Genomic DNA, 23,391 nt, shown 5'->3' with positions numbered 1-23,391 from the left:
ACTTTTAGAAATCGAAAAGAGAATTATGTGGACATTGTGATGGAAACTTCTTGTGGATTACACAATTTCAGGGTTACGATGAGACATGGGAAGGTTGCTTAACTTGAGCATCTCAATTGGGAAATAGGCTTACGGCTTATCTCCTCTTTATTTCCGATGAAGTCTAATGTTTATGTAAAAATCGCGCCACCTTGTAAGCGTTGATAATGCATCTCAAATTCTGCTTTGAGGAGGGGGAAATTTTCTAAGGTTGCATCTTTTTTAATAATTCTTTCGGCGGCTTCGCGGGCAATTTGAAAGATCTCCTGACGGGCGGCTTCATCGGGCAAGCGATCTTCAATGGAGAAACTAGAATGTCCTGATTGCTCCGTTCCTTCATCTTTTCCTTTGCCCCGCATTTGGAAGTCTCGCTCAGCAATAAAAAATCCATCCTGTGACTGTTCGAGAACTTGCAATCGCTCCTGTGCTGTTTGCGTTTTGGCACTGCTCAATAGTAGACAGTAGGATTGGGAACTGCCGCGCCCAACCCGACCACGCAATTGGTGAAGCTGGGCTAGACCAAAGCGATCGGCATGTTCGATTAGCATGACCGAGGCGTTAGGAATATCTACACCAACTTCAATCACCGTCGTGGCAACGAGAATCTGGGTTTCCCCACGACGGAAGATATTAATAGCTTCATCTTTTTCGGCGGAGGACATTTGACCATGCAATAATCCAATTTGGAAGTTGGGGAAAACCACATTTTGCAGATGCTCCCTTTCTTGAATAGCGGCTTTAATCTCTTCCATCTTTTCCGATTCCTCCACTAGAGGCAAGACGATGTAGATCTGGCGACCCTGAGCGATTTCGCGACGAATTAAATCATAGGCATCTTTACGCTGGGAAGGTTTGAGAATGACGGTTTGAATTGGTTTGCGTCCTGGAGGAAGTTCGTCAATAATGCTCACTTCGATTTCTGAGTTAGTGAGATAGAGCGTCCGAGGAATTGGCGTTGCGGTCATAATCAGTACGTGGGGATCTTCACCTTTTTGCAACAGCCGCGATCGCTGATCTCTGCCAAAGCGGTGTTGCTCGTCAATGACGGCTAATCCCAACCGTGCAAAATTCACTCCATCTTGGATTAAAGCATGGGTTCCAATGACGAGGGGCAGTTCTCCTGTTTCTAACTGGCGTAAAATTTCTCGACGTTTCGCTGTTTTGGTGGAGCCAGTCAAGATTTCCACGGGTAAATTGAGCTGCATAAACCATTCCACGATCTTGCGATAATGCTGCTCGGTTAGTACTTCCGTAGGAGCCATGAGTGCGGTTTGGTAACCTGCCTCGATCGCCGTTAGTAGCGCATATACTGCCACAATCGTTTTGCCCGAACCCACATCCCCCTGCACCAATCGGTTCATGGGAGTTTGTCCCTGTAAGTCAGCACGGATTTCGGCAATAACCCGTTTTTGCGCATTGGTTAGCTCAAAGGGGATAATTTTTTCGAGCTGGTCGATCGCTTGACTTTTGGGAACAAAATGAATTGCCTTTTGCTGCTGGCGGCGATAGAGCGATACAAGGCGACGATAGAAATATTTGTCAAAGGTGAGGCGAATGACAGCTTGTTCGAGGGTGGCACTACTATCGGGGTAATGCACTTGGGCGATCGCATCGGGCAGACGGATCATTTGGTAATCGCGCAAAAGGCGATCGGGCATCGGATCGATAATTTGCGAAACTGCGGGCAAACATTGCACGACTAGACTGCGGATCGCTTCAGGGGTAACGCCTTCGGTGAGGGGATATACGGGAACGACCCGACCTACGGTCTTCGATTGGATTGTATCTTGAGTATGTTCGAGAACCTCGACTTCATAGTTCTCTAAAGTCAAACCATATTTACTCTGTTTTACTACACCAGATGCAGCGATCGTACAACCTTGGGGATAAAGCCTCTTTTGAATTTCTTGCCAACCACGATTGCTATACCGTTTACCCGTCCAAAAGCGACTGAGTTTAATCTGCCCCGTGCGATCGCGGAGAATAATTTCCACAATTGTGAGGTTAGGATTTTTGGGACTGGTAAAACAGCCAAATTTTTTAACCGTACCAATAACTGTTACCGTATCGCCATTCTTCAGATCGCTAATCGGTATTTGTCGAGCATAGTCAATATGATCGCGGGGATAGTAGCTAAGGACATCGCGGACATTATGCAGGTCGAGCAGTTGAAATCTTATGGCTAAAGACGAACCGATGCCCTCAAGATCCTTTATTTCGGTGTCAGGGGTTATTTTCTTCGTAGATTTTGGCTCTGTGGCAGTAATTGCTTCGATTTTTGGTTTCTTTTGGGGCTTAGTTATACCCGATAAGGCACTAGTTTCCGCAATCTCGCGGCGACGAACTTCGTATAATAAGCGTCTTGTCTCAGCAACAAGATGTTGGCGACGCGATAGGGATAAGTCGTTATACTGCGCGTACTGACTGGCTAAGGTTTGCGCCTGCAAGCGATCGCTCATTTCCCAGCTTTCAGGCAAATCCTCCCGCAAGTTTACATTCAAAAAATCCGCAAACAAAAATTGCTTTCCCTGTAAATTTGAGAAGCCTCTTTCTGCCTCTACACTCAAGGCCTGTTGTAAACGGTTGATATCAATTGGCACGAGCTAGATTTTAAGTAAGAGTTTTTGGGCGATCATTGTTAATTCTGTCGTTAATTCCTATATTGCCATATATCGTAATGTCCAATCCTCTTGGCACAATCCTGTTCGCGATCGCAGCCCATTCTAAGCCCACCTTGAATCTATTACGCTAAAATCTCGATATATCTAAGAATCAAAATCAATGACACAAGCAATTGCGCCGCCTTTAAATCTATACGAAAGCGATCTCGATCTATGGCTGGAGACTACGATCGCGCAATTAAAAGCGGGTGATTTCTACAATCTTGATATAGAAAATTTAATAGAGGAGTTAGAAGGCTTGTCTGGCAGTAACAAACGTGAGGTCGAGACTCGCCTCAAAAGGTTAATCGAACATATCCTGAAACGTTGCTACGTAGGTATGCCAGATTGTTATCGGGGCTGGCTGTTAACAATCTTCGAGCAACGAGATGAGCTAAAAACTCTTCTAAGACAATCACCTAGCCTTAAGCGTCACTTCGTGAAAATGTTTGATGATTGTTTTGAAACTTCTTTAAAGCGGATTAGAATTGAATACCCTGACTACCAATTCCCCGATACATGGCAATTTGAACGTGATATCGATACGATCCTAAATGCTAGTTTTTGGGAATGAGTATTTATTTTTCCTTAGCTTTCGCCAAATATATTTGCACGTAAAACCCAAGAAGCGAAGGTTAGCGCTTCGCTTCTTGGGTTTTAATTAATCCTGTTATATTTAAGCTGTATTTTTTCACTGGATAAGGTCAAGGTGTTGCCCTCAAAAGTTATTTTTAACGCTTGCCCTCCTTCGATTAAAAGGCGATTGCCTTCAATTATTTCCCATTTTTTTACATCACTAGAGCTTTCCCAAGATTCTAGTTTTCCGATTTTCGTATAGATAACTTTACCGTCAGAGAGAAATTCTAAAGATACGTTCGGGTTTTTCTGGTCTTGCCACTTTCCGATCAGTTTATTTTTGCGCCACAACTAGCTAAGATCGCCGCCACTAACGCGATCGCAAAATATCTACGCTTCATATAAATATCCTAATTTTGCACTAGATTTTATCGCTTTTAGGTGGCAACTCATAGGGCTCGATCCCATTTTGTTTAAGTAATGTCTCAAAATAATCACGCTCACGACGGATCTCGTCGTCCAAAGCAAATCCCTCACCCAAAACTACTAAATCTCGCTCTAATTGGCTATTTCTTTGAGACAGTCGCCTATTACGCTCTTGCTCAGTGATAACAACCCCAAAAGCATCATCAAACCTACGTTCTAGGCTCTCTATGATAAGAGCCATGCAAAGAGATAAGGCTTTTTTATTGCCTCGGTAAGATTGCCATAGCCAATAAGCCCCAACAATTTCTAAAGGCAATGAGTTAAAACGGCTTTGACCTCGTTTATCACCTTCAGATTCGATCTCAATCTGTTCAGGTTCAAAAACCGAATCCGTATAACCTTCTCCTAGTAATGTTTTAAGGGCATTTGATCGCAAAAAATCGAATACGTTTCTACCTGATAATCCGACCGATTCAGACGCTTGGATCTGAGACATCCGATAACTACCATCAGGCAACATAAAAGCATCAACAGTTAACGCTCCGATCACCACAGTAGCGCGGATCGCTTTGATTGATTCACTCACTCAAAACACCTTTTTCATTAAGTCAAAATTTTATCGTAAAATAGTCCCGTCGCAAAGTTGCAAGTGCCTTTTTGGGGAAGCTTGAGCAATCGGCATAAAAATTTATGATCTACAAACTGGCTATTTAGGTTATGATCGGTAACTGTCGCGAATTGTATTAAATTTTTAGACTTATACCTCTACATCACCTGATAGAACCGCAATGGCTAAGAAAAGCATGATCGAGCGCGAAAAAAAGCGCGCTAAGTTAGTTGAAAAGTATGCAGCTAAGCTCGAAGCACTTAAAGAAAAGTTTGCCAGCCCCGAACTGACACAACAACAAAAAGTTGCCGTACACCGTGAAATTCAACAAATTCCTCGTAACGCCAACCCTACCCGTCATCGCAATCGTTGCTGGGCGACTGGTCGTCCCCGTGGCTATTACAAAGATTTCGGTCTATGCCGCAACGTTTTGCGTGAGATGGCTCACCAAGGTCTATTGCCAGGCGTAGTTAAATCGAGCTGGTAGTTTAGATTGCAATAAAAATTGCAATAAAAAAAGGAGAGGTTCTCTAGAGCCCTCTCCTTTTTTTATTGCAATCCCGTCCAGACTATGAAAGGATTATGAAAGATTTAACCACTTTCCGTAAATGATGTCTGTAAAGCCTGAATCACAAACTCAAGAGTCATCTCAAGATCAAGTAACAACTACATCGTCTGTCGATGGATCGGCACAAGCATCAACCCAAACCGAGCATTGGCAAATTGTTACGACTACTTTCATTACCGTCTTCTTAGCAGAAATAGGGGATAAAACGCAGCTCAGCATTTTGGTGATCTCGGCTCAGTCCCATCAGCCTTGGATTGTGTTTGCGGGTGCGGCGATCGCTTTAGTTTCCACAAGCCTATTAGGAGTCCTCGCTGGTAAATGGTTAGCTAAAACCTTCTCGCCTAGCCTGTTAAACACCTTAGCTGGCTTAAGTTTTCTGATTTTGTCGATTAGCCTACTCTGGGAAGCGATCGCCTAAGCAAGGCGATCGCCTACAAACCTGAATCACCGTGGATGACAGTATTTTTTATAGGAATTGAATATGGATTGGCAGTTATTATTTTTGAGTTTTGGCACAATTTTTTTATCGGAATTGGGCGACAAAAGCCAACTCGCGACCCTGAGTTTGAGCGGCAGTTCGGCAGCCCCTAAGTATGTATTTATCGGCTCCGCAGCCGCTTTGCTGGTGGCAAGCTCTCTGGGAGTATGGCTCGGCGATAGTATTTCTATTCTTGCTCCTACGAGATTGCTTAAAGCGATCGGTGCGGCTTTGTTTGCTTTTATGGCCATGCGATTATTTATGTCGGACTCCAGCGAACACTAAGATTTCCCTAGCAATTTTATGTATTATCAAACACAGAATATCTGCAACTACTCACCTTAAATAGAGGCAGTTATGTATACAGTATACAAATGCTAGTTACCAGTCACTCTCTATTCAAACGGTTTTGGTATCCTGTAATACCTATGTCTTTGTTGGCGGAGGAACAGCCTAAAAGCTTTCAACTGCTCGGACAAAAAATTGTTCTGTGGATTGACGCAGAGGGAAAGCCTGCGGCGGCGCTCGATCGCTGTTGCCATCGCTCCGCCCATCTCTCTCTCGGTAGCGTTAAACAGGGAGCGATCGCCTGCGCCTATCACGGATGGCAATACGATCGCTCTGGTAGTTGTTTGCATGTACCGCAACTACCAACTGATACCCCTATCCCTAAAAATTACCGCATTCATACCTTTGCCTGCGAAGAACGGTATGGCTATGTATGGGTATGTATGGGAGATCCCATAAACCAGATTGCCGAAATTCCCGAAGCTAGCGATCCCCAATTCCGCTTAATACCAGAGTTCTATGAAGTATGGAACTGTGCAGGACTGAGGGTTATGGAAAATGAAATGGATTTAGCCCATCCAACTTTTGTGCATACTACGACCTTTGGCAGTGCCGATCATCCCATTCCCGAAGAGTTAGAGATTACCGAAACCGACTATGGACTCAGAGCTACGGCGATTCTGGGTGTGGTTAATCCTAAATCGCAACAAAAGAATTTAAAGATGGATAGCGACATCACCCATCGGCAATTACAGATGGATTGGTTTATGCCTTTTACCTGCAAGTTGCGGATTAACTATCCCAATGGACTAGTCCATATCATCGTCAATACCGCTACTCCAATTGATGACAAGTCCTCTCAGATTGTCCAATTTTGCCTACGTAACGATACTGAAGAGCAAACTAAAGCTGCCGATGCGATCGCCTTTGATCGGCAAGTGACCCTAGAGGACAAAGCGATCCTCGAAACGACGGATTATGATGTGCCTCTCGATGCGAAATTTGAGCAGCATATGATGACCGATCGCCCAGGTTTGTTGATGCGCCGCAAACTAGCCGCCATGCTTACTCCCTAGTGAAGGATTAGAGTTGCGGCGCGAAGCGCCGCAACTCTAATCCTTAGCTTATCAACTCCCACGATAGGTACTGTATGCCCAAGGTGATACTAGTAAAGGTACATGATAGCGATCGCTAATGTGGGCAATGCCAAAACGGATCGGTACGCGACTTAAAAAGGCTGGCTGGGTTTGATTTGTTTGGAAACTGGCAAAATAGTCACTCACATTAAACCAAACCTCGTAAATCCCGACCTGCATCTCTGATGCATTTAGTAATAGCTCGTCGGTTCGACCATCTTGATTGGTGTATAGGGTTTTTAATAGCGTTTTTTGTTCGTCGCTAGCGATCGCCCACAGTTCAATCTGCATATTATTAGCGGGGCATCCATGAACTGTATCAAGAACGTGAGTTGAGACTTTCCCAGACATGATTTAACTAATACCTAATATTAATAAATAATTAAAGAATGATAGGCGCATGAATTATAAACAATTAATGAATGCTTTGCCATTGGAAAAAGCAGTAGGTTTACGGTTACGATTTTGCAAAACATTACTAAGGGACTTGCGATTAATTAGAGTACCTGTGGCTTCGACTTCGCTCAGCTAAAGTTATACCAAGCTAAGAAATGGCTACGCCATTTCTTAGCTTGGTATAAAACCTGCGGCGCACGCGCAGCGTGCGCCGCAGGTTTTAGGGCTTTATATTTTATTAAGCCTACTTACTTAATATGAAAAATCCTACTTCACATTTGCATACTGTATACAATAAACTAAGGCTGAGGATAAGCATCAACCAAACTCATTTATCCTCCTAAACCCATAATTTTCAGCCTATCTTTATGACAGTATCCAACGGGACAAGACATGTATTTATCTGTGGTTCGGCACTGCGCGGACAACCAGATCATGGCAATTTGCAGAACGCGAAATTTATACGTGCGGCAAATACTCAGTCACGTTATCGCCTTCATGCCGCAGGAGATGCATGGCATCCTGCAATTTATGAAGTTGAGACAGGTGGAATTTCTATTCCTGGGGAAGTTTATGAGATGCGTGACGATGAATTTGAATATCTTGCCCAGAACGAACCCCCCCATATGTATCCTACGGACGTTTATCTTGAGGATGGCGAGGTTCTTACCGCCTTTTTCTATCCTCAAGAATTAATTGAAAAGTTCAATTGGATTGATATTTCTCACCTTGGCGGTTGGGCAGCCTATAAAAGAACTTTAGTTACGGCTTAGTACCTCAACCTGTGGCGCACGCTGCGTGTGCGTCACAGGGTTTAGGGTTTTCTCAACCTGTGGCGCACGCTGCGCGTGCGTCACAGGGTTTAGGGTTTTATATTTAATAACATTTTTTGAATTGTTGCCACTAACTGACGAAATTTGACAGGCTTCGCAACATAATCATTTGCTCCTGCTTCCAGACATTTTTGGCGATCGCTTGCCATAGCTAGAGCCGTCATCGCAATAATGGGAATATTCTGCAAGCTTGGATCGAGACGAATTAGCTCAATTGCCTTCAGTCCATCCATTTCAGGCATTTGGATATCCATCAAAATCATATCGGGACAAAATTCCTTAGCAAAGGCGATCGCTTCCCGACCGTTCTTAGCAACGCAAACCCGATATTCTTTTGCCTCAAGGTAGGAAACCGTTGTCAAAATATTGGACTCATTATCTTCAGCCAACAGGATTAGTGGATGAACTTGAGGTCTGGTGGGAATATCTGATTGTATATTCATATCCATGTCCATAGTCTGTTTGGTTGCACGAGAAGATCCAAAATTATTCTCAAAGGGAAGCTCGAAGGTAAAACAACTACCCTTTCCCAAAATGCTATTTGCCTCTAACTTGCCATCATGCAGTTCTACGATTTGTTTGACAATTGCTAGTCCCAATCCCAGCCCTTCATATCTCCGACTGAGCGTACTATCTATTTGCATAAAGGGCTGAAATAGCTGGGAAAATTTCTCTAATTCAAAGCCAATCCCTGTATCGATAATTGTAAATCTCAGCCAATTACTGAGATTGAGATGATTGACATAGGTACTGACCTCAAGACGAATAGAACCACCTTCAGGCGTGAATTTAATAGCATTGTCGAGGAGATTGAGTAAAACCTGTTGAATTCGGGTGCTGTCTATTACGATCGCTGATAGGTTTGGCTGTATGTTTAGTTCTAAGTTGAGATGTTTTTTTGCAGCCGATCGCTCAATCAGATCTAAACTGTTTTGGCAGAGATGATTGATGTCGGTTACCTCGAAATTCAGTTTGAGTCTTCCCGCTGCGATGTTTGTTAAATCGAGAATATCATCGATCAGCTTTAACAAATGAGAGCTACTGAGATCGATTGTTGTAAGAGCGATGATCTGTTGTGGATTGAGACTCCCAAATATTTCATCCTGCAATAGCTCGGTCATACCCAGAATGGCATTGAGCGGAGTACGGAGTTCGTGACTCATCAACCCTAGAAACTCATCCTTCAATTGGTTAGCTTTGACAAGTTCGGCATTGGATTTCGCGAGTTCTAGTTGCGCTTGCTTAAGTTCGGTGATATCGCGGACTATTTTGGAAAAGCCGATAATCTCTCCATTGCTGTCGAATAAAGGTGAAATTGTCGCGGAAATGTCACTATGGGAACCATCTTTACAGATACGGACTGTTTCAAAATGTTCGACCCTTTCTCCTTTTTTCAGTCGGGCGAGTATGCGATTCTCTTCTTCTAAACGATCGGGCGGGAAAAGCATAGAAATGGGCTTGCCGATCGCTTCCGATTGCGAATAGCCAAATATATTCACGGCGGACTGATTCCAGCTAGTAATAATTCCCTCTGAGGTCTTCGTAATAATTGCATCATTACTTGACTCCACCACGGAAGCCAAAAGTCGAGAGGTTTCTTCCTTTAGCCTTAACTCAAATTGGTTGATGACCAATCGACTGAGAGATTCTAATTGCTTGATTTGGGTATGGGTTAGTTCGTGCGGCTGGCGATCGATCACGCATAAAGTTCCCAAAGTATAATTATCTGGTGTTGTTAATGGGGCTCCAGCATAAAATCGAATATAGGGCTCTTGCGCTACGAGGGGATTATCCGAAAAACGCGGATCCTTGGAAGCATCTGGAACTATCAAAAGGGCATTTTCGGAAACCGCATGACCGCAAAAGGAAATATCGCGAGGAGTCTGCTTAACATCGAGCCCAATATGAGATTTAAACCACTGACGATCTTCATCGACTAAGGAGATTAAGGCGATCGACGTTCCGCAAATGTCTGCTGCAAGTTGGGTCAGGTCATCATAGACCTGCTCGGTTAAGGTGTCGAGGATTTTGTAACGATCTAGCGCCACTAAACGTTCGCTTTCATTTTGTGGAATTTCTGGTATCTTCATGTAATTCCAAAATTTGTTTGAGAATAATAAAAATTCGCCAAAGTAATTAGTAAGAAGCAGCTTTTAAAATTATTTTTTTAGTTCGTCTTTACTAAATAAATATGTAAAATTAGAAACTAGATTTAAATTATGAGTGTTATCTTGACACCTATCTAAAGGCTTTGAGTTTTTATACTTAATTAAGCTGCGCTTTTTAAGAAAGAAATTTTTTTAGTAAATTAAGATTTTTTAATAACAGCTCTAGTTTATAAGTTAAACTTGCTAGCCAAGTTAATTCCTTCATTGTTATTAACATATAATGCAGAATATAATGCCAGAAAAATATTATTGATTTATGAAACCTAGATATCCAATCTAGATATCCAATGAAGTCTGGAGCTTTGGAGGCTTAATTATTTCTCGCTCAGACTTTAATTCCAAAGCTGAAAATGGCGTAGCCATTTTTCAGCTTTGAAAACCCTTACTGGATTTACTTTTTAATTCATAAATTTTAATTCATAAAAATGTTGTCACACTTTCGTGAATTGGTATAACAAACCTCCTCCAAGTTATTACTAAAATTCTTTCTTAAAACCAAGAAATAGCGGGAAAAAGCTCCGCTATTTCTTGGTTTTATACCAATTCCCAAAATGGCAACGCCATTTTGGGAATCTCAAAACCTTATACCAATTCCCAAAATGGCAACGCCATTTTGGGAATCTCAAAACCTTACTGGTTTTGGTTTTTAATTCACAAAAGTGTTGTCACACTTTCGTGAATTGGTATTACTGGGTTTGTTTTAAAATTCACTAATAAATTCACTGATAAATTTACTGATAAATTCACTGAAGTGTTGACTCACTTCAGTGAATTGGTATTAAGGGAGGAAAATATTCGTCTTTTTTACTCTGGCTTGTGGTATTTATACCAATGATTGGCAATATCGATACGGCGGCAGAGCCAGACTCGTTCGTGTTTCTGCACGTAGTCGAGAAATTTTGCCAAAGCCGCCGCTCGGCCAGGTCGTCCGACTAATCGGCAATGCAAACCGATGCTCATCATTTTAGGTGATGTTTCTCCTTCCGCATAAAGAACATCAAAGGCCTCGCGCAAATAAGTAAAAAACTGGTCTCCTGAATTAAATCCTTGGGGCGTAGCGAAGCGCATATCATTATTGTCAAGGGTATAGGGAATGACCAGATGTGGCTTGCCATATTCATAATTCCAATAGGGAAGGTCATCGGCATAGCTATCAGAATCATAGAGGAACCCACCTTCTTCCACGACCAACTTTCTTGTATGCGGACTAGTTCGCCCCGTATACCAACCACGAGGACGCTCACCCGTAACTTGCGTATGGATGGCGATCGCCTTTTGTAGATGTTCGCGTTCTTGCTCTGCTGAAAAATATTTGTAATCAATCCATCGATAACCATGGCTGGCGATTTCCCAATCGGCTTCAAGCATTGCTGCTACGGCTTCAGGATTGCGGGTAAGAGCCATTGCGATGCCATAGATCGTGACGGGAATATTGCGATCGCAAAACATGCGATATAAGCGCCAAAAACCCGCTCGACTTCCATATTCATAGCAGGATTCCATATTCATATGTCGTAGTCCTTGCAGCGGAACCGCACCGACAATTTCAGAGAGAAAAGTCTCCGAACTACTATCGCCATGAAGGATACAGGTTTCTCCTCCCTCTTCGTAATTAATGACAAACTGGACGGCAATGAGGGCATTATCTTTCCATTTTGGATCGGGAACAAACCTCCCGTAGCCGATCATGTCTCTTGGATAGTTCATGGGTGATGGGGAATTGGTGATGGGGAATTGGTGATGGGGAATTGGTGATTGGGAATCGCTAAAGGCTAATCGCTAATCGCTAATTGCTAATCGCTAATCGCTAAAATCAACCGCCATCTGGCAATCTCGATAATTTCGGCGATCGCTTGTTTTTTCTCGGTGTCTAAATTATTTTGGAGCCTTTCCATAAAATTCATTAGAATCGTGTCTTTAGTATGGTTGCGGACGGCAATAATATAGGGAAAATTAAATTTTTCTTTGTAGGATTGATTGAGTTGTTGAAAGCGATCGTATTCTTCCGCTGATAGACGATCTAATCCAATCGTGGACTGTTCTTGTACGGAAGCATCCGCCATTTTTACCTTACTCCCCAGATCGGGATGGGCGCATATTAGCTGTAACTGCTCTTTATCGGTCATTTTCATCACGATCGCTGCCATAGTTTGATGCAGGTTCTCGATATCTGTAAAGGGACGAGCCTGCCATGCGGTAGTGGCGATTGCTGGGGTATGTTCAAAAATACTGCCGAGGGTTTCGGTGAATTCTTCTTGGCTCATTTGGTTGAGCCTGTCGAGTGTATAGATTAGTGGCAAACTCAATGTAAAGGTCCCCCGCTAATAATTTTGGCGATCGCTGTGGTGACATCTAGGGGATTCTCTTGGGCAAGCTGTTCGTACCACTTTTGCGTAGCTGCGGGATCTTTACCATGGATCGTTTCCGCTCGATTGCGGGCTTTGTTCACGATTTCGGTAGTGCGCGTTTTGCGTTCAGCTTCGTATCGGTTTAAGGCATCAACTACGCTCAAATTCGTGGATACGAGATAATTTGTCAATACTAACCCATCTTCCATCGCTTGACATCCACCCTGACCGAGATCGGGACAGGTGGCATGGGCGGCATCCCCAAGGAGAGCCACGCGCCCTTGCACCATTTTGGATATGGGACCCACATCATGAATTTCCACACGAGCCACGGTGGCGGGATCGAGGCGATCGATCAGTAACTGTATGGGTTCTGCCCATCCTTGAAAGTATGCTTTCAACTCAGTTTGATAGTTTGCGCGATCGCTCGTCGTGCCCTTAGGTAGGGGCACATCAAAAAAGAAATAGAAGCGATCGCCTGCTACGGGCATCATGGAAGCCCTCTTATGTTCTCCCACGTAAATCGCCCACATATCCGCAGGTGCAAGATCTTCGCTGATGGGAACCAATCCATTCCAATTCACATAGCCGCCATATTGGGGACTAACCCTTTCCTTGAGAATATATTCTCTGAGAATAGAATGCACGCCATCAGCAGCTACTAGGACATCGCCTGTAGCCGTACTGCCATCCTCAAACTTTGCCGTCACATCGCGATCGCTTTCCATGACCTCGATACATTTTGCCCCAAGGGTGACTTTGTTCCCTAGGTATTCAAAGGACTCCAGTAACATATTTTGTAAATCGCGCCGCGCAACTGGATAGGGGCGTTGTCCAACCGATGCAATGAGGGGGGCAAGGGAGATCTCGTTCAGCAAATTTCCCGATAGATGGCGATATTCCATGCGGTTCATCTGACCGCCGATCTCCGCTATTTTTTCCCCTAGTCCCAATCTATTTAAGACCTTGACTCCATTTGACCAAAGAGAAATTCCCGCCCCAATGGGACGGAGATCACGAACGCGATCGTAGATTTCCACTTCATAACCCGCCTGCCGCAGGGCAATTCCTGCCGTGAGTCCGCCAATACCCGCACCAATTACTATTGCCTTTAAGCCGTACATTGCAATAAACCCACATTTTGCATACAGTATACACGAACGTTTTTAATGCGTTCCCCCATCTTAAATAAATATCGGCTGGATAACTGTGCTTAGAATTGCGTTTCTGCCTTTGCACACATCTTGTATAGCAGTCACTTGAATGAGGACAAATCAAACCCCAAGAATTGAGTGGCGGCGCTTCGCGCCGCCACTCAATTCTTGGGGTTTATGTCCTAATACACTTGGCGACAGCTATAAGTAGCTAGGCAAGTAAACTTAAACCCTATAAGAGCGTACCGCCCGCTACGCGGGCGGTACGCTCTTATAGAGTCGGGTGGCTATACCCAGCTATAGGTTGTGAAACCCCTATATTGTTGTGTTCCATGCGATCGCAGATGCAGATAAGATTGTGAAGTTCTTCAGCGATCGATAGTGATCGAGTATTGTATGGATTTTAAAAGCATTATTCGCGATATTCCCGATTTTCCGCAAGAAGGTATCATTTTTAGAGATATCACGCCTTTACTAGCCCATCCTCAAGGTTTAACAGCAATTGTTCAAGGATTTCAAACTAAATTTGCCGAATTAAATATTGACATCGATGCGGTGATTGGGATTGAGTCGAGGGGATTTATCCTCGGCGCACCACTAGCGATGCAATTAGGGGCAAGCTTTATCCCAGTTCGCAAGCCTAAAAAATTACCATCAGCCGTATTTCGCGTTGAATATGCGTTGGAATATGGAACCGATACGCTAGAGATTCATCAAGATGCGATCGGGGCAGGAAAACGAGTAATCATCATTGATGATGTGATCGCCACAGGGGGAACAGCGGCGGCTACTGCCAAATTGGTCGAGCAAACTGGAGCGAAATTAGTAGGTTATGGATTTTTAATTGAGTTGGATTTTCTTAATGGCAGAAAGGCTTTGCCAGAGGTTCCAATTGTTTCGTTAGTTAATTATTAAAATGATTAAGTACCTCACCACAATTAAAATCGAGAGCTAAAACCTGCGGCGCACGCGCAGCGTGCGCCGCAGGTTTTAGGGTTTTATATTTTCGTGAATTGGTATACCCAAAAAAGATGAGTGGCGGCGCGAAGTACCGCCACTCATCTTTTTTGGGATTTGGTATTACCAGTCAAAAGCTGTCAGCAAAGACTTGGTGATCAAAACTCCTAGGAAACCAACAGGAACGAACCACCGTAGATATCTGACGAGTTCGGCAACGATGAATCTGTCCATCCTCTTGGCTACATCAGGATTAAATAGCGTGATCGACAAAAGCACCGACACAAGTTGATAAGCATGACCTGTAGTGAATACCTGAGACACGAGGCTATTGCTGCCAAGCCAAGGATATCGCACGGAAAAGGTAAAGGTAAGCGCTACTAGCGCCAAAATCGAGCCACTCCAAGCAACCAGACGGGGTGATAAATCCACATTTGCACAGAAAGTGAAGATCGTGGGCACGATCAAGGTCAAGAGGAAGGGTGTGAAAATGGAGCCTAGAATTGCGTTAGGGATGCGCTTAATTGTTACACGCGCCTCAATCTGGCGCAAAAATGCTCCATTCCAAGCACGGGTTTGGGAAATGTTAAAACTGATGCCCTGCGGATTCCACCCATTAATCTTGAGTTCGGGATCAAGCCCTGATTCGTTGATATCTTCTTGATCCTGAGATAGCGAAATCTGATTGCTGTTGTACTTAGACGATAGCATAGCTACTAACAGTGACTGGGTGTCAAAGGGGAAAGCATCTAAATTTAATTTGCTCTCGAAGGTCGCCTTGACTCGCTGGATCAGTTCCACTTCGCCATCATAATGGATGAATAGCCCTGGGGAAATCTGGGCATCTTTTTCGACGATGTTGGTGATTTTAATCTGAGGATTCCAGATCGTCGCTAACTTTGCGACAGCGGCTTCTTGCCCAAACTCCAACCGATTTGTTCCCATCTCGCCAGTATCGAAGGCTAGACGCGGATCGTTCCACACATATCTAAGATCGAATTGACTCTCAAAGGTATTGGTGGCTTCGTTAATTTTGTTGATGCTATTTACGAACAAAGACACTCCCACTCGCATTGGCAAGGCAACGTTGGAAGGGAAAGGCACAAGATTATTCATCCCTAGAGGGTTTGCCGTCGAGGTGGCAGGCTTTTTGGCGCTGTCTTTGACTACTGGGGACTTGGCTACATCATTATTACTAGTTTGATTATTACTAGTTTGATTATTACTGGTTTGATTAGTTACAGATGCATTGTTTACTGACGTTTTTGCAGCATCATTATTTGCTGTTTCGGGATTAGATTGAGCAAAAACGGCGATCGCCGATGGGTTTGTCACCGAATCAAAGTAAGTAGCCAAGCCAAAGGAAAAGCATAGTAAAAAAACGATCAGTATAGGAAATAGCGAAAATTTTCGAGGTTTACGCATTTTGCGACTCCTTGTACCCATTCCGATCGTTATCGCTAGCTTGAAGGGTCTGGAGCGATCGCGCCATGTCGCCAATTTCATCCTTACGGACTGCCAAATCCTCTAGGTCAGAAGATGGCTTACCCTCGGCGAGATCCTTACTTGCATTAGCGATCGCCTCAAAGGGTTTGAGCAACATGGCATTGACCACAATTAGCAATGCCCCTGTAAGTAACACTATCTGCAATGCCGCCATGGCGATATTGCCCGTGAGCGCCCATCGCTGCTGGATCTGAAATTCACTAAAGTCTCGAACGGCAACCACCGCGCCAATGCGTTCGCCTTTGTAGTCCAGCACTGGTACTAACACCAGTCCATAATCATTGCCATTTAAGGTGATGAGTTCGGTGGAAACATCGCGAACCTTGGCGAATATTGCAGGAGATAACAAGGGTTTGAGCGCTGTCCAGTCAGTGACTTCAACGGCTTGGTAACCACCCACAATCCGTTCGTTATCGGGACGCGGGATCAATTGGGCGACCTCGGTCATCAATTTATCATCGATGAATACACCTACGTCAAAGCCAGTATTCGTCTTGGTTTGCGTCAGTACCGATGAGAAACTCAAGCCGATTTCAAAGCTACCGATTAGTCCGTCATCATCTTTGACGGGATAGACTGCGCGAATGCTCAGTCCGCGACGACCGATCTCCATGCCTCGTTGGGGTTCGCCAGTCCGATTGGCAACGAGAACCATCTGACGGAATCCACTCAAGTCTTCGCCATGTCCGTCTTTGAGGGCATAGATACGGAGAAAAGAGGATGCGGGCGGCAGGATAAACTGTCCTTCCCTTACCCCAAACTGATCGCGTTGGACAATCATCGCTGGTAACAAACGTGTGGCGATCGCATCGCGGTCTTTGGCGCGGAAAGCCTGTTTGATAGAGGGCAAAGATGATACCAATGAGGCGCGGGCGGAGGCTTTGTTAATTTGCTCGTTGATGTTGCTTTGGATTAGGGTAGCTGTGGTATTCAATTCGCGTTTTTTGGCACTTTCGATCATGGCATTGCTCGCCCCAAAGCCCGAATATGCCGATACAACTGATGTGGTTATGGCTACCATAAACAACAATAGTTGGGATTTCCACTTGATATTCATAAACTCTTGACAGCCATCCAGCAGGAGGCTGATGAAATTTTTAGTTGTTAATTTTTTACAGGTCTAAAATAGCAGCAAGGTGGCAGCATTAGGTACTGCTAACTTGCTGGTGATTTTTAAACCAAGCGATCGCTATAGGTAATTGCAAAAGAGGCGATCGTGACGATCAAAATTAAGGGGTAGATGATCCAAGAAGCCAAATTTAAGTAGTTAAAAGCCTTCTTATGTCCCTCTTTGTCCAATTTCGTACCGACGACCGTAACCAAAATTGGTAGTAGACAGAGACAGAAGTAGACATAAAATACATACTCCATCGCTACGGTATAGCCGACTTCGGGTAGTTGGTTGTTAAAGGATAACAGCAACACAATTCCCGATAGCAACGCCGATGCAGGAGCCATTGTACGGGGCACAAACATCGTGTAGGGGAAAAACAAGCAACAGTAGGTTAAGAGAGATAGCAAAATCAACGGCAAGACATTCTTCGAGAGAAAAACAAGGGTCTTGCGTTGAAAGGTCATCCGAATGCTCAATCCAGGATACTCAACCTGAACGTTGGACTGAAATAAATCGGGATCGCCTTGGGTGGAGGTACTACGGGATGAGTCTTGGAAATAGGTAATATCTTTAAAATTCCAAAGTTGTAGTCCTTGAAAGGGTTTGCGCTCGACATCTTTAGGTCTTGGCAGTTTCAAACCCACGGTATCGATCGCATAAATCAAGCGTTCGGTCGAGAGATTGGGATTATCAAAACGCAAGTTTAACTTCTGCGAATCAAAGGGATAATCGCGAAAATCAAAGGCATTGCGAAACTCTCCGCGTACTCGATAGAGCCGATAGTTTAAGCCATTGACGACCTGAGCCTTGATGGGAGCCTTACCGTCAAATACGGGCGCAGTGGGATTAACACTATTGCTCACGGCATCGGGAAACTGAATCTCCGTCGGTTCATCATTGCCGCTATAGCGGAACCAGACATAAAAATCGGCGGTAAACGTCGTTTTATCAATTCGATTCAGTTTATTGATATCCATGCCTGCATAAACTACACGCTGCCGCCAAAAATACTGATCGCCCGATTGCACAATGCTACCCGCTTGGATTTCTTTCGGTAAATTAAGCCTTTCGGGATTCGCGATCGGCGTAAATTGTTGGTTGGCAGAAATCAACTTTTGATTTTGGAATTGGGCAAGGCGCACGGGCTGATCGCTATTGCGATCGCTATTGAAGTACAACAGTCCTGTTAAGCCCCTTATGCCAACTTTGCGGTTGTTGAGTTTTGCCAAGGCATCGCGCACCAGATCGCGATCGCTGTTTAGGCTCGCCGTTGTTAAAGCAGGATTAGCTTTACGAATCGCATCTACCGCGGCGATCGCCGCCTCATAGAATTTTGCTCCTAAATAGGAAGGAGTTTTGTTATAGGTTTTTTGGTAAGCAGCTAGGAAATCTTGGGCATCAGCTCCCGCACTATCAAACAGAATTGGCAAGGGGACATACATACCTTCGGTAAAGAATCCTGGATTTTTCTTTTCCTCATCATATTTGTCAAACCGTTTGGCAAAGGATTCTCGACCTAGAGCTTGTTCACCGAGAAGAGAATTTTTTAAACCCTTTTGTTTGAGGGCAACTAGAAAATCTTCCGCAACATCTTCCTTGGATGTGGTTAGAAATAAAATTCCCGCTTCAGGCTCGGCGGCGATTTCATTGACGATTTGCTGGACTGAGGCTTTGCGGTTATTGGGATCGGAATCGATCGCCCATATTTTCTGAATTTTGCCATTACCATTGGCTTCAAAAGCAGATTTGATGACTTCCGATTGAGTCTGCTCGTTTTTACTAGCCTTGTCATAGATTACGCTCGCAGTTTTAAACTGAAGTACTTGCTGAGCATAAATTGACAAGGTTTTGGCAAGGTCGGGATTAGTATAAATAATCCGAAAATAATAGGGGCGATCGCTTGTAACTTTAGGATTATTTGCAGTCCCAGTAATCGCTGGTAATTTGCGTTCTTGGTAAATACTGCCAGCGGCGATCGAGGCATCAGAAGAGCGATGCCCTAAGACCACCAATGCATCGCTTTTAGCAATATCGTTAGCAACTTGAGTTGCACCATCAGCATTCCCCTTGTCATCAAAAATATTTAACTTAAGTTGACGACCATTGATCCCGCCATCACGATTAGTGGCATCAATATACAGCTTGATACTGTCAACTATTTCCTGTCCCCCACTAGCCCCATCTCCACTTAGGGGTGCAGCTACCGCAATCGAGATCGCACCGCCTTCGGCTCTCAAGCCTTGGGCAAACAGACCATTGAGTGACATCACCACCAAAAGTGCAGTTAAGGCGATCGCCCAAAACCTCACAACTGTTTTACGCATGAAATTACAGCCGTCCTCTTTAGAAATTGCCTATTATTTACTAGAGATACAAAGTACCACTTATATCTACCACCTATCTATCGCCAAGTGTATCAGGACATAAAACCGCAAAGAGAGATATGGCGCAAATCGCCACATCTCTCTTTATGATTATGATTTTTTACTAATACCAAAGCTCAAAATGGCGTAGCCATTTTGAGCTTTGGTATTAATACCGCAAGCTAAAGTCAAAACACCAAAAAATATAAGGAAGGTCATCTTGTGACCTTCCTTATATTTTTGTGGTTTGAATCTTAAAGGGCGAATGATGGGAATTGAACCCACGAATGGTGGTACCACAAACCACTGCCTTAACCACTTGGCTACACTCGCCATTGAACCGTTACTAATAATAATACTAGTTTGTGCATTTACACAAGAGCTTTGGCAAATTTTTTGCCAGTTTGTAAAAAATGATCTTTCGCAGCACGAGACAAAGAAAAGAAGGTTGGCGCTTTGCGCCAACCTTCTTTTCTTTGTCTCGCAAGCTGGAGCTAAATCTAGCGAGAAGGTCCTAGCCCAACCGCACCAGCATAAACAGCTTGACTGCCAAGTTCGGCTTCAATTCGCAGTAAACGGTTGTACTTAGCAACGCGCTCACTTCTACAGAGAGAGCCTGTTTTGATCTGACCTGCGCGAGTGGCGACGGCAAGATCGGCAATGGTGGTGTCTTCGGTTTCGCCCGAACGATGGCTAATGACTGAGCGGTAACCACTCTTATCAGCAGTAGCGATCGCTTCTAGCGTTTCAGTCAAACTACCAATTTGATTGAGCTTAATCAAAATTGCACTGGCACAACCCTCGCGAATACCGCGCTCTAGACGAGTCTTATTGGTCACAAACAAATCATCACCAACTAACTGGGTTTGGGTAAGTTGATCGGTCATCGCTTTCCAGCTAGCCCATTCATCTTCCTGTAAGCCATCTTCGATGGAGACGATGGGATACTTCGAGATCAAGCCTTCGTAGTAGTTAACAAACTCTTGAGGGGTAAGGGATTTACCATCGATCGCATAGTTGCCGTCTTTGAATAGTTCATTGGAGGCAACATCGAGGGCTAGAGCAACCTGTTCTCCTGGTTTGTAACCAGCCTTGATAATTGCATCAATGAGTAGTTCTAAGGCGGCTTGGTTGGACTCAAGGTTGGGGGCAAACCCACCCTCGTCGCCCACCGCTGTAGACAAGCCCTTGTCATGGAGTACCGAGCTAAGGGCGGCAAATACTTCCGCACCATAGCGCAATGCTTCCTTAAAAGTGGGTGCACCCACGGGCACGATCATAAACTCCTGAATATCGACGTTATTGTCGGCGTGAGCCCCACCATTGAGGACATTCATCAGAGGAACGGGCAATACATTGGATAGCGGGGTTCCTAGATAACGATATAGGGGCTGACCGATTGCCGCCGAAGCAGCTTTAGCTGTTGCCAGAGAAACCGCTAAGATTGCGTTGGCTCCCAAATCGGATTTGTTGGGTGTACCATCACGTTTGATCATGATGCGATCGACGAGTTCTTGATTGAGCGCATCTATACCCTTTAATTCGGGTAGAATTTTTTCAGTAATATTACGGGCTGCGATTAAAACTCCCTTGCCACCATAGCGTTGCTTATCGCCGTCTCGTAGTTCGTGGGCTTCAAAACTTCCTGTAGATGCACCACTGGGAACCTGAGCGAGACCGATTGCGCCGTTTGCCAATTTGACTTCCGCTTCAACGGTTGGTTTGCCGCGCGAATCGAGAATTTCCCGTGCAGCGATCGCAATGATTTCTGTTCCTTTAGTCACTTTGAGCTATTCCTTTAATGATTAAGTGAAGCTATTCGCAACAATCTTACAGTTTTGCGATGCTTCATTTCTGAAATGTTAGGTTTTTATTAAAAAAATTGACAAAATGGATTCTTTAATATAGGTAGCTAGGCATAATTAAAAACCAAAACCAGAGAGCATACCGCCCGCGCAGCGGGCGGTATGCTCTCTGGTTTTTAAGTTTACTTATGCCTAGCTACTTACCAATCCAAAATGACTTATAGCTGCCGCCAGTTTTGTTAGGACAAAATCAAAACCCCAAAGAGAGTTGCCGCGCGGAGCGCGGCAACTCTCTTTGGGGTTTATGTCCTGATACAGTTGGCGACAGCTATATACCACAGCTCAAAATGGCATAGTCATTTTGAGCTGGGAAAGCCCTTACTGGGTTTGGTTTTTAATTCACGAAAGTGTGACCACACTTTCGTGAATTGGTAGTACTGATTGGTTATTTGATCGATAAAACTAGGGCATCAAGTCTTCTAATTCTTTCCACCATGATTTTCATCACGTTAATCGCAAAGTTAGGAGTTTGTTGTACCAAAAAAGAAAAACGTTTTTGATCGACAGGTACTAGCTTGCATTCGGTTTTAGCGATCGCTGTAGCACTTCTTGGGCTGGCATCAATTAGAGCCATTTCTCCCACGATTCCTCCCGCTCCAGTAGTATCCAAGATTTTGCCATCTATGGAAATTTCTACTTCACCTTCTACGATCACATACATGCGATCGGCAACTCCACCTTTATGGAAGACCACATCGCCTGCTGGAAAAGTGATGTAGTCTGTGGCATTTTTAAACAAATCGATCGTAGTCAAAATCAAACTCCGCTGTATACATACGTGAATAGAAATATGACTTTTATTGTATTGCCAATTGACATTTTAGGCATCGACTTAAATCACAAAAATTAATCCCCATAACTATTACCTAACAATGGTTTAGGGTTTTTAATAAGTTGAAAAAATGTAATTTATATGGTTAAGTTTAGATTAATAAAAGGTTAAATGCATGTAATGATTGCGCGATTAAAATAGCGATCGCTGCACCAATAGTTGTATTAATTCCATTGACTAATTCATTAGTAAGCCAATCGTATTTGTTTTGGAGAGTTGCTCCGATTAAACTCTCGATATTGGTGGCTATAAAGGCGGCGATCATGCACCAAAGCAGACTCCAAGGGCTAGTAAGTAAACCTACCGCCCAGCCAATCATCGCAATTAACAAAGATCCCATCACTCCCGCGATCGTTCCTTCTAAGCTCACCGCTCCCTCTGTACCTGCGGCAACTGGTTTGAGGGTAGTAATTAAAAAGGTGCTTTTGCCATAGGCTTTGCCAATTTCGCTAGCGGTTGTGTCGGCGAGTTTGGTACTGAGGCTGGCTACATAGGCTAATAGCCAGATTGGATTGGGGGCAATGGCTTGGGCGATCGCGCATACTGCTCCCGTCGCTGCCGATCCCCAGAGATTTTCAGGTCCTCTTGCTCCATCACGTTTTTCGGCGATGCCCTTAGCTTCTTTGATTTCCTTACCAATGCGCGTTACCCCCGAACCTACGATCAGATAGCTTAAAATGACGGTATAACCCTGCCATCCTAAACAGCCCCAGATTATAATTCCCAAGCCCCAAGCGTGGCAAATACCTGCGGTAGTTAAGACTTTACGCGGCAACATGAGAGCGATCGCACCTAGGATGGTATTGAGGGCGATCGCAATTAACCATATTCCATTAATTGGGAAATTAATTAGGAAATTAATTGGGAAACTATTTATCATAGAACTTAATCTTAGAACTTAATCTTTGGTAAAGGATCTTTGGTGAAGGATATTGATAACAAGCACAAATGCTAGATATCAACATAGTACTGAACATATAAGCACTGAACATAAGTACCTCAGCATAATTAAAATCCAGAGCTAAAACCTGTGGCGTACGCGCAGTGTGCGCCGCAGGTTTTAGGGTTTTATATTTA

21 protein-coding genes and 1 tRNA gene are annotated in these 23,391 nt (G+C 44.1%); 7 read left to right on the top strand and 15 right to left on the bottom strand.

Translation table 11 applies throughout. From position 1 onward, the window contains the following. Positions 1-170 precede the first annotated feature (170 nt). Positions 171-2,639, bottom strand: coding sequence for an ATP-dependent DNA helicase RecG (recG, locus tag PseudUWO310_RS15055; protein WP_142602660.1), 2,469 nt, complete (start codon positions 2,637-2,639; stop codon positions 171-173). 181 nt (positions 2,640-2,820) lie between these two features. Here recG and PseudUWO310_RS15050 point away from each other — a divergent pair, with 181 nt between their 5' ends. Further along, positions 2,821-3,273 (top strand): DUF29 domain-containing protein, encoded by a 453-nt coding sequence (locus PseudUWO310_RS15050; protein WP_142602658.1) that lies wholly within the window; start codon positions 2,821-2,823, stop codon positions 3,271-3,273. 83 nt (positions 3,274-3,356) lie between these two features. Here PseudUWO310_RS15050 and PseudUWO310_RS15045 read toward each other — a convergent pair whose 3' ends face one another. Both PseudUWO310_RS15045 and PseudUWO310_RS15040 read right to left on the bottom strand, forming a co-directional pair. Then, positions 3,357-3,626, bottom strand: coding sequence for a hypothetical protein (locus tag PseudUWO310_RS15045; protein WP_142602656.1), 270 nt, complete (start codon positions 3,624-3,626; stop codon positions 3,357-3,359). A gap of 70 nt (positions 3,627-3,696) precedes the next feature. Beyond that, positions 3,697-4,287 carry a hypothetical protein gene (locus tag PseudUWO310_RS15040; protein ID WP_142602654.1) on the bottom strand — a complete coding sequence of 197 codons (591 nt, stop codon included), beginning with the start codon at positions 4,285-4,287 and terminating at the stop codon, positions 3,697-3,699. Between the two features lie 202 nt (positions 4,288-4,489). On the opposite strand from PseudUWO310_RS15040, the gene rpsN reads away from it, so the two are divergent. The 4 genes from rpsN (at position 4,490) to PseudUWO310_RS15020 (ending at position 6,718) form a co-directional block, all read left to right on the top strand. Next, a complete protein-coding gene (gene rpsN / locus PseudUWO310_RS15035; protein WP_009629334.1) occupies positions 4,490-4,795 on the top strand; it encodes a 30S ribosomal protein S14 in 306 nt (101 codons plus the stop codon). Between the two features lie 121 nt (positions 4,796-4,916). Then, positions 4,917-5,294, top strand: coding sequence for a TMEM165/GDT1 family protein (locus tag PseudUWO310_RS15030; protein ID WP_142602652.1), 378 nt, complete (start codon positions 4,917-4,919; stop codon positions 5,292-5,294). Positions 5,295-5,357: 63 nt separating this feature from the next. Then, on the top strand, positions 5,358-5,639 hold the full coding sequence (locus tag PseudUWO310_RS15025; RefSeq protein ID WP_055074832.1) for a TMEM165/GDT1 family protein: 282 nt from the start codon (positions 5,358-5,360) through the stop codon (positions 5,637-5,639). An 89-nt stretch (positions 5,640-5,728) separates the two neighbouring features. Then, the gene (locus tag PseudUWO310_RS15020; RefSeq protein WP_142602650.1) at positions 5,729-6,718 is read left to right on the top strand and encodes an aromatic ring-hydroxylating oxygenase subunit alpha; all 990 of its coding nucleotides are present in this window, start codon (positions 5,729-5,731) and stop codon (positions 6,716-6,718) included. A gap of 51 nt (positions 6,719-6,769) precedes the next feature. Here the strand turns inward: PseudUWO310_RS15020 and uraH are convergent, their stop codons facing one another. Continuing rightward, on the bottom strand, positions 6,770-7,129 hold the full coding sequence (uraH, locus tag PseudUWO310_RS15015) for a hydroxyisourate hydrolase (protein ID WP_142602648.1): 360 nt from the start codon (positions 7,127-7,129) through the stop codon (positions 6,770-6,772). 413 nt (positions 7,130-7,542) lie between these two features. Here uraH and PseudUWO310_RS15010 point away from each other — a divergent pair, with 413 nt between their 5' ends. After that, a complete protein-coding gene (locus PseudUWO310_RS15010) occupies positions 7,543-7,947 on the top strand; it encodes a gamma-glutamylcyclotransferase family protein (protein ID WP_142602646.1) in 405 nt (134 codons plus the stop codon). 89 nt (positions 7,948-8,036) lie between these two features. Here PseudUWO310_RS15010 and PseudUWO310_RS15005 read toward each other — a convergent pair whose 3' ends face one another. The 4 genes from PseudUWO310_RS15005 to hpxO all read right to left on the bottom strand — a co-directional run bounded on the left by PseudUWO310_RS15005 (position 8,037) and on the right by hpxO (position 13,647). Continuing rightward, on the bottom strand, positions 8,037-10,097 hold the full coding sequence (locus tag PseudUWO310_RS15005; RefSeq protein ID WP_142602644.1) for a PAS domain S-box protein: 2,061 nt from the start codon (positions 10,095-10,097) through the stop codon (positions 8,037-8,039). Positions 10,098-10,979: 882 nt separating this feature from the next. Next, positions 10,980-11,882 carry an allantoinase PuuE gene (gene puuE / locus PseudUWO310_RS15000; RefSeq protein WP_142602642.1) on the bottom strand — a complete coding sequence of 301 codons (903 nt, stop codon included), beginning with the start codon at positions 11,880-11,882 and terminating at the stop codon, positions 10,980-10,982. Positions 11,883-11,968: 86 nt separating this feature from the next. After that, positions 11,969-12,439, bottom strand: a complete 471-nt coding sequence (gene uraD / locus PseudUWO310_RS14995; protein ID WP_142602639.1) for a 2-oxo-4-hydroxy-4-carboxy-5-ureidoimidazoline decarboxylase — start codon at positions 12,437-12,439, stop codon at positions 11,969-11,971. Between the two features lie 38 nt (positions 12,440-12,477). Continuing rightward, complete coding sequence (gene hpxO / locus PseudUWO310_RS14990; RefSeq protein ID WP_142602637.1) at positions 12,478-13,647, bottom strand: FAD-dependent urate hydroxylase HpxO; 1,170 nt, start codon at positions 13,645-13,647, stop codon at positions 12,478-12,480. Between the two features lie 426 nt (positions 13,648-14,073). Between hpxO and PseudUWO310_RS14985 the strand changes: the two genes are divergently transcribed. Next, complete coding sequence (locus tag PseudUWO310_RS14985; RefSeq protein WP_142602635.1) at positions 14,074-14,592, top strand: adenine phosphoribosyltransferase; 519 nt, start codon at positions 14,074-14,076, stop codon at positions 14,590-14,592. 165 nt (positions 14,593-14,757) lie between these two features. On the opposite strand, the gene PseudUWO310_RS14980 is transcribed toward PseudUWO310_RS14985, so the two are convergent. The 7 genes from PseudUWO310_RS14980 to PseudUWO310_RS14950 form a co-directional block, all read right to left on the bottom strand. After that, positions 14,758-16,059: a hypothetical protein gene (locus PseudUWO310_RS14980; protein ID WP_190316043.1), complete on the bottom strand. Its 1,302-nt coding sequence runs from the start codon at positions 16,057-16,059 to the stop codon at positions 14,758-14,760. Then, positions 16,052-17,197, bottom strand: coding sequence for a cache domain-containing protein (locus PseudUWO310_RS14975; protein ID WP_142602631.1), 1,146 nt, complete (start codon positions 17,195-17,197; stop codon positions 16,052-16,054). The genes PseudUWO310_RS14980 and PseudUWO310_RS14975 overlap by 8 nt, the downstream gene beginning before the upstream one ends. A gap of 116 nt (positions 17,198-17,313) precedes the next feature. Continuing rightward, complete coding sequence (locus PseudUWO310_RS14970; protein WP_142602629.1) at positions 17,314-19,578, bottom strand: ABC transporter substrate-binding protein; 2,265 nt, start codon at positions 19,576-19,578, stop codon at positions 17,314-17,316. A 299-nt stretch (positions 19,579-19,877) separates the two neighbouring features. Beyond that, positions 19,878-19,950 (bottom strand) — tRNA-His (locus PseudUWO310_RS14965). Positions 19,951-20,117: 167 nt separating this feature from the next. Further along, on the bottom strand, positions 20,118-21,401 hold the full coding sequence (gene eno, locus PseudUWO310_RS14960) for a phosphopyruvate hydratase (RefSeq protein WP_142602626.1): 1,284 nt from the start codon (positions 21,399-21,401) through the stop codon (positions 20,118-20,120). 466 nt (positions 21,402-21,867) lie between these two features. Then, on the bottom strand, positions 21,868-22,236 hold the full coding sequence (locus PseudUWO310_RS14955) for a cyclic nucleotide-binding domain-containing protein (RefSeq protein WP_142602624.1): 369 nt from the start codon (positions 22,234-22,236) through the stop codon (positions 21,868-21,870). Positions 22,237-22,405: 169 nt separating this feature from the next. After that, entirely contained in the window at positions 22,406-23,194 is a 789-nt protein-coding gene (locus PseudUWO310_RS14950; protein WP_142602622.1) for a TIGR00297 family protein, read from the bottom strand. Between the last annotated feature and the right edge of the window lie 197 nt (positions 23,195-23,391).

The organism is Pseudanabaena sp. UWO310, assembly GCF_006861605.1.
GTDB lineage: Bacteria > Cyanobacteriota > Cyanobacteriia > Pseudanabaenales > Pseudanabaenaceae > Pseudanabaena.
Note: the sequence above shows the minus strand (reverse complement) of the source record. Positions and strands in the feature narration are given on the sequence as shown.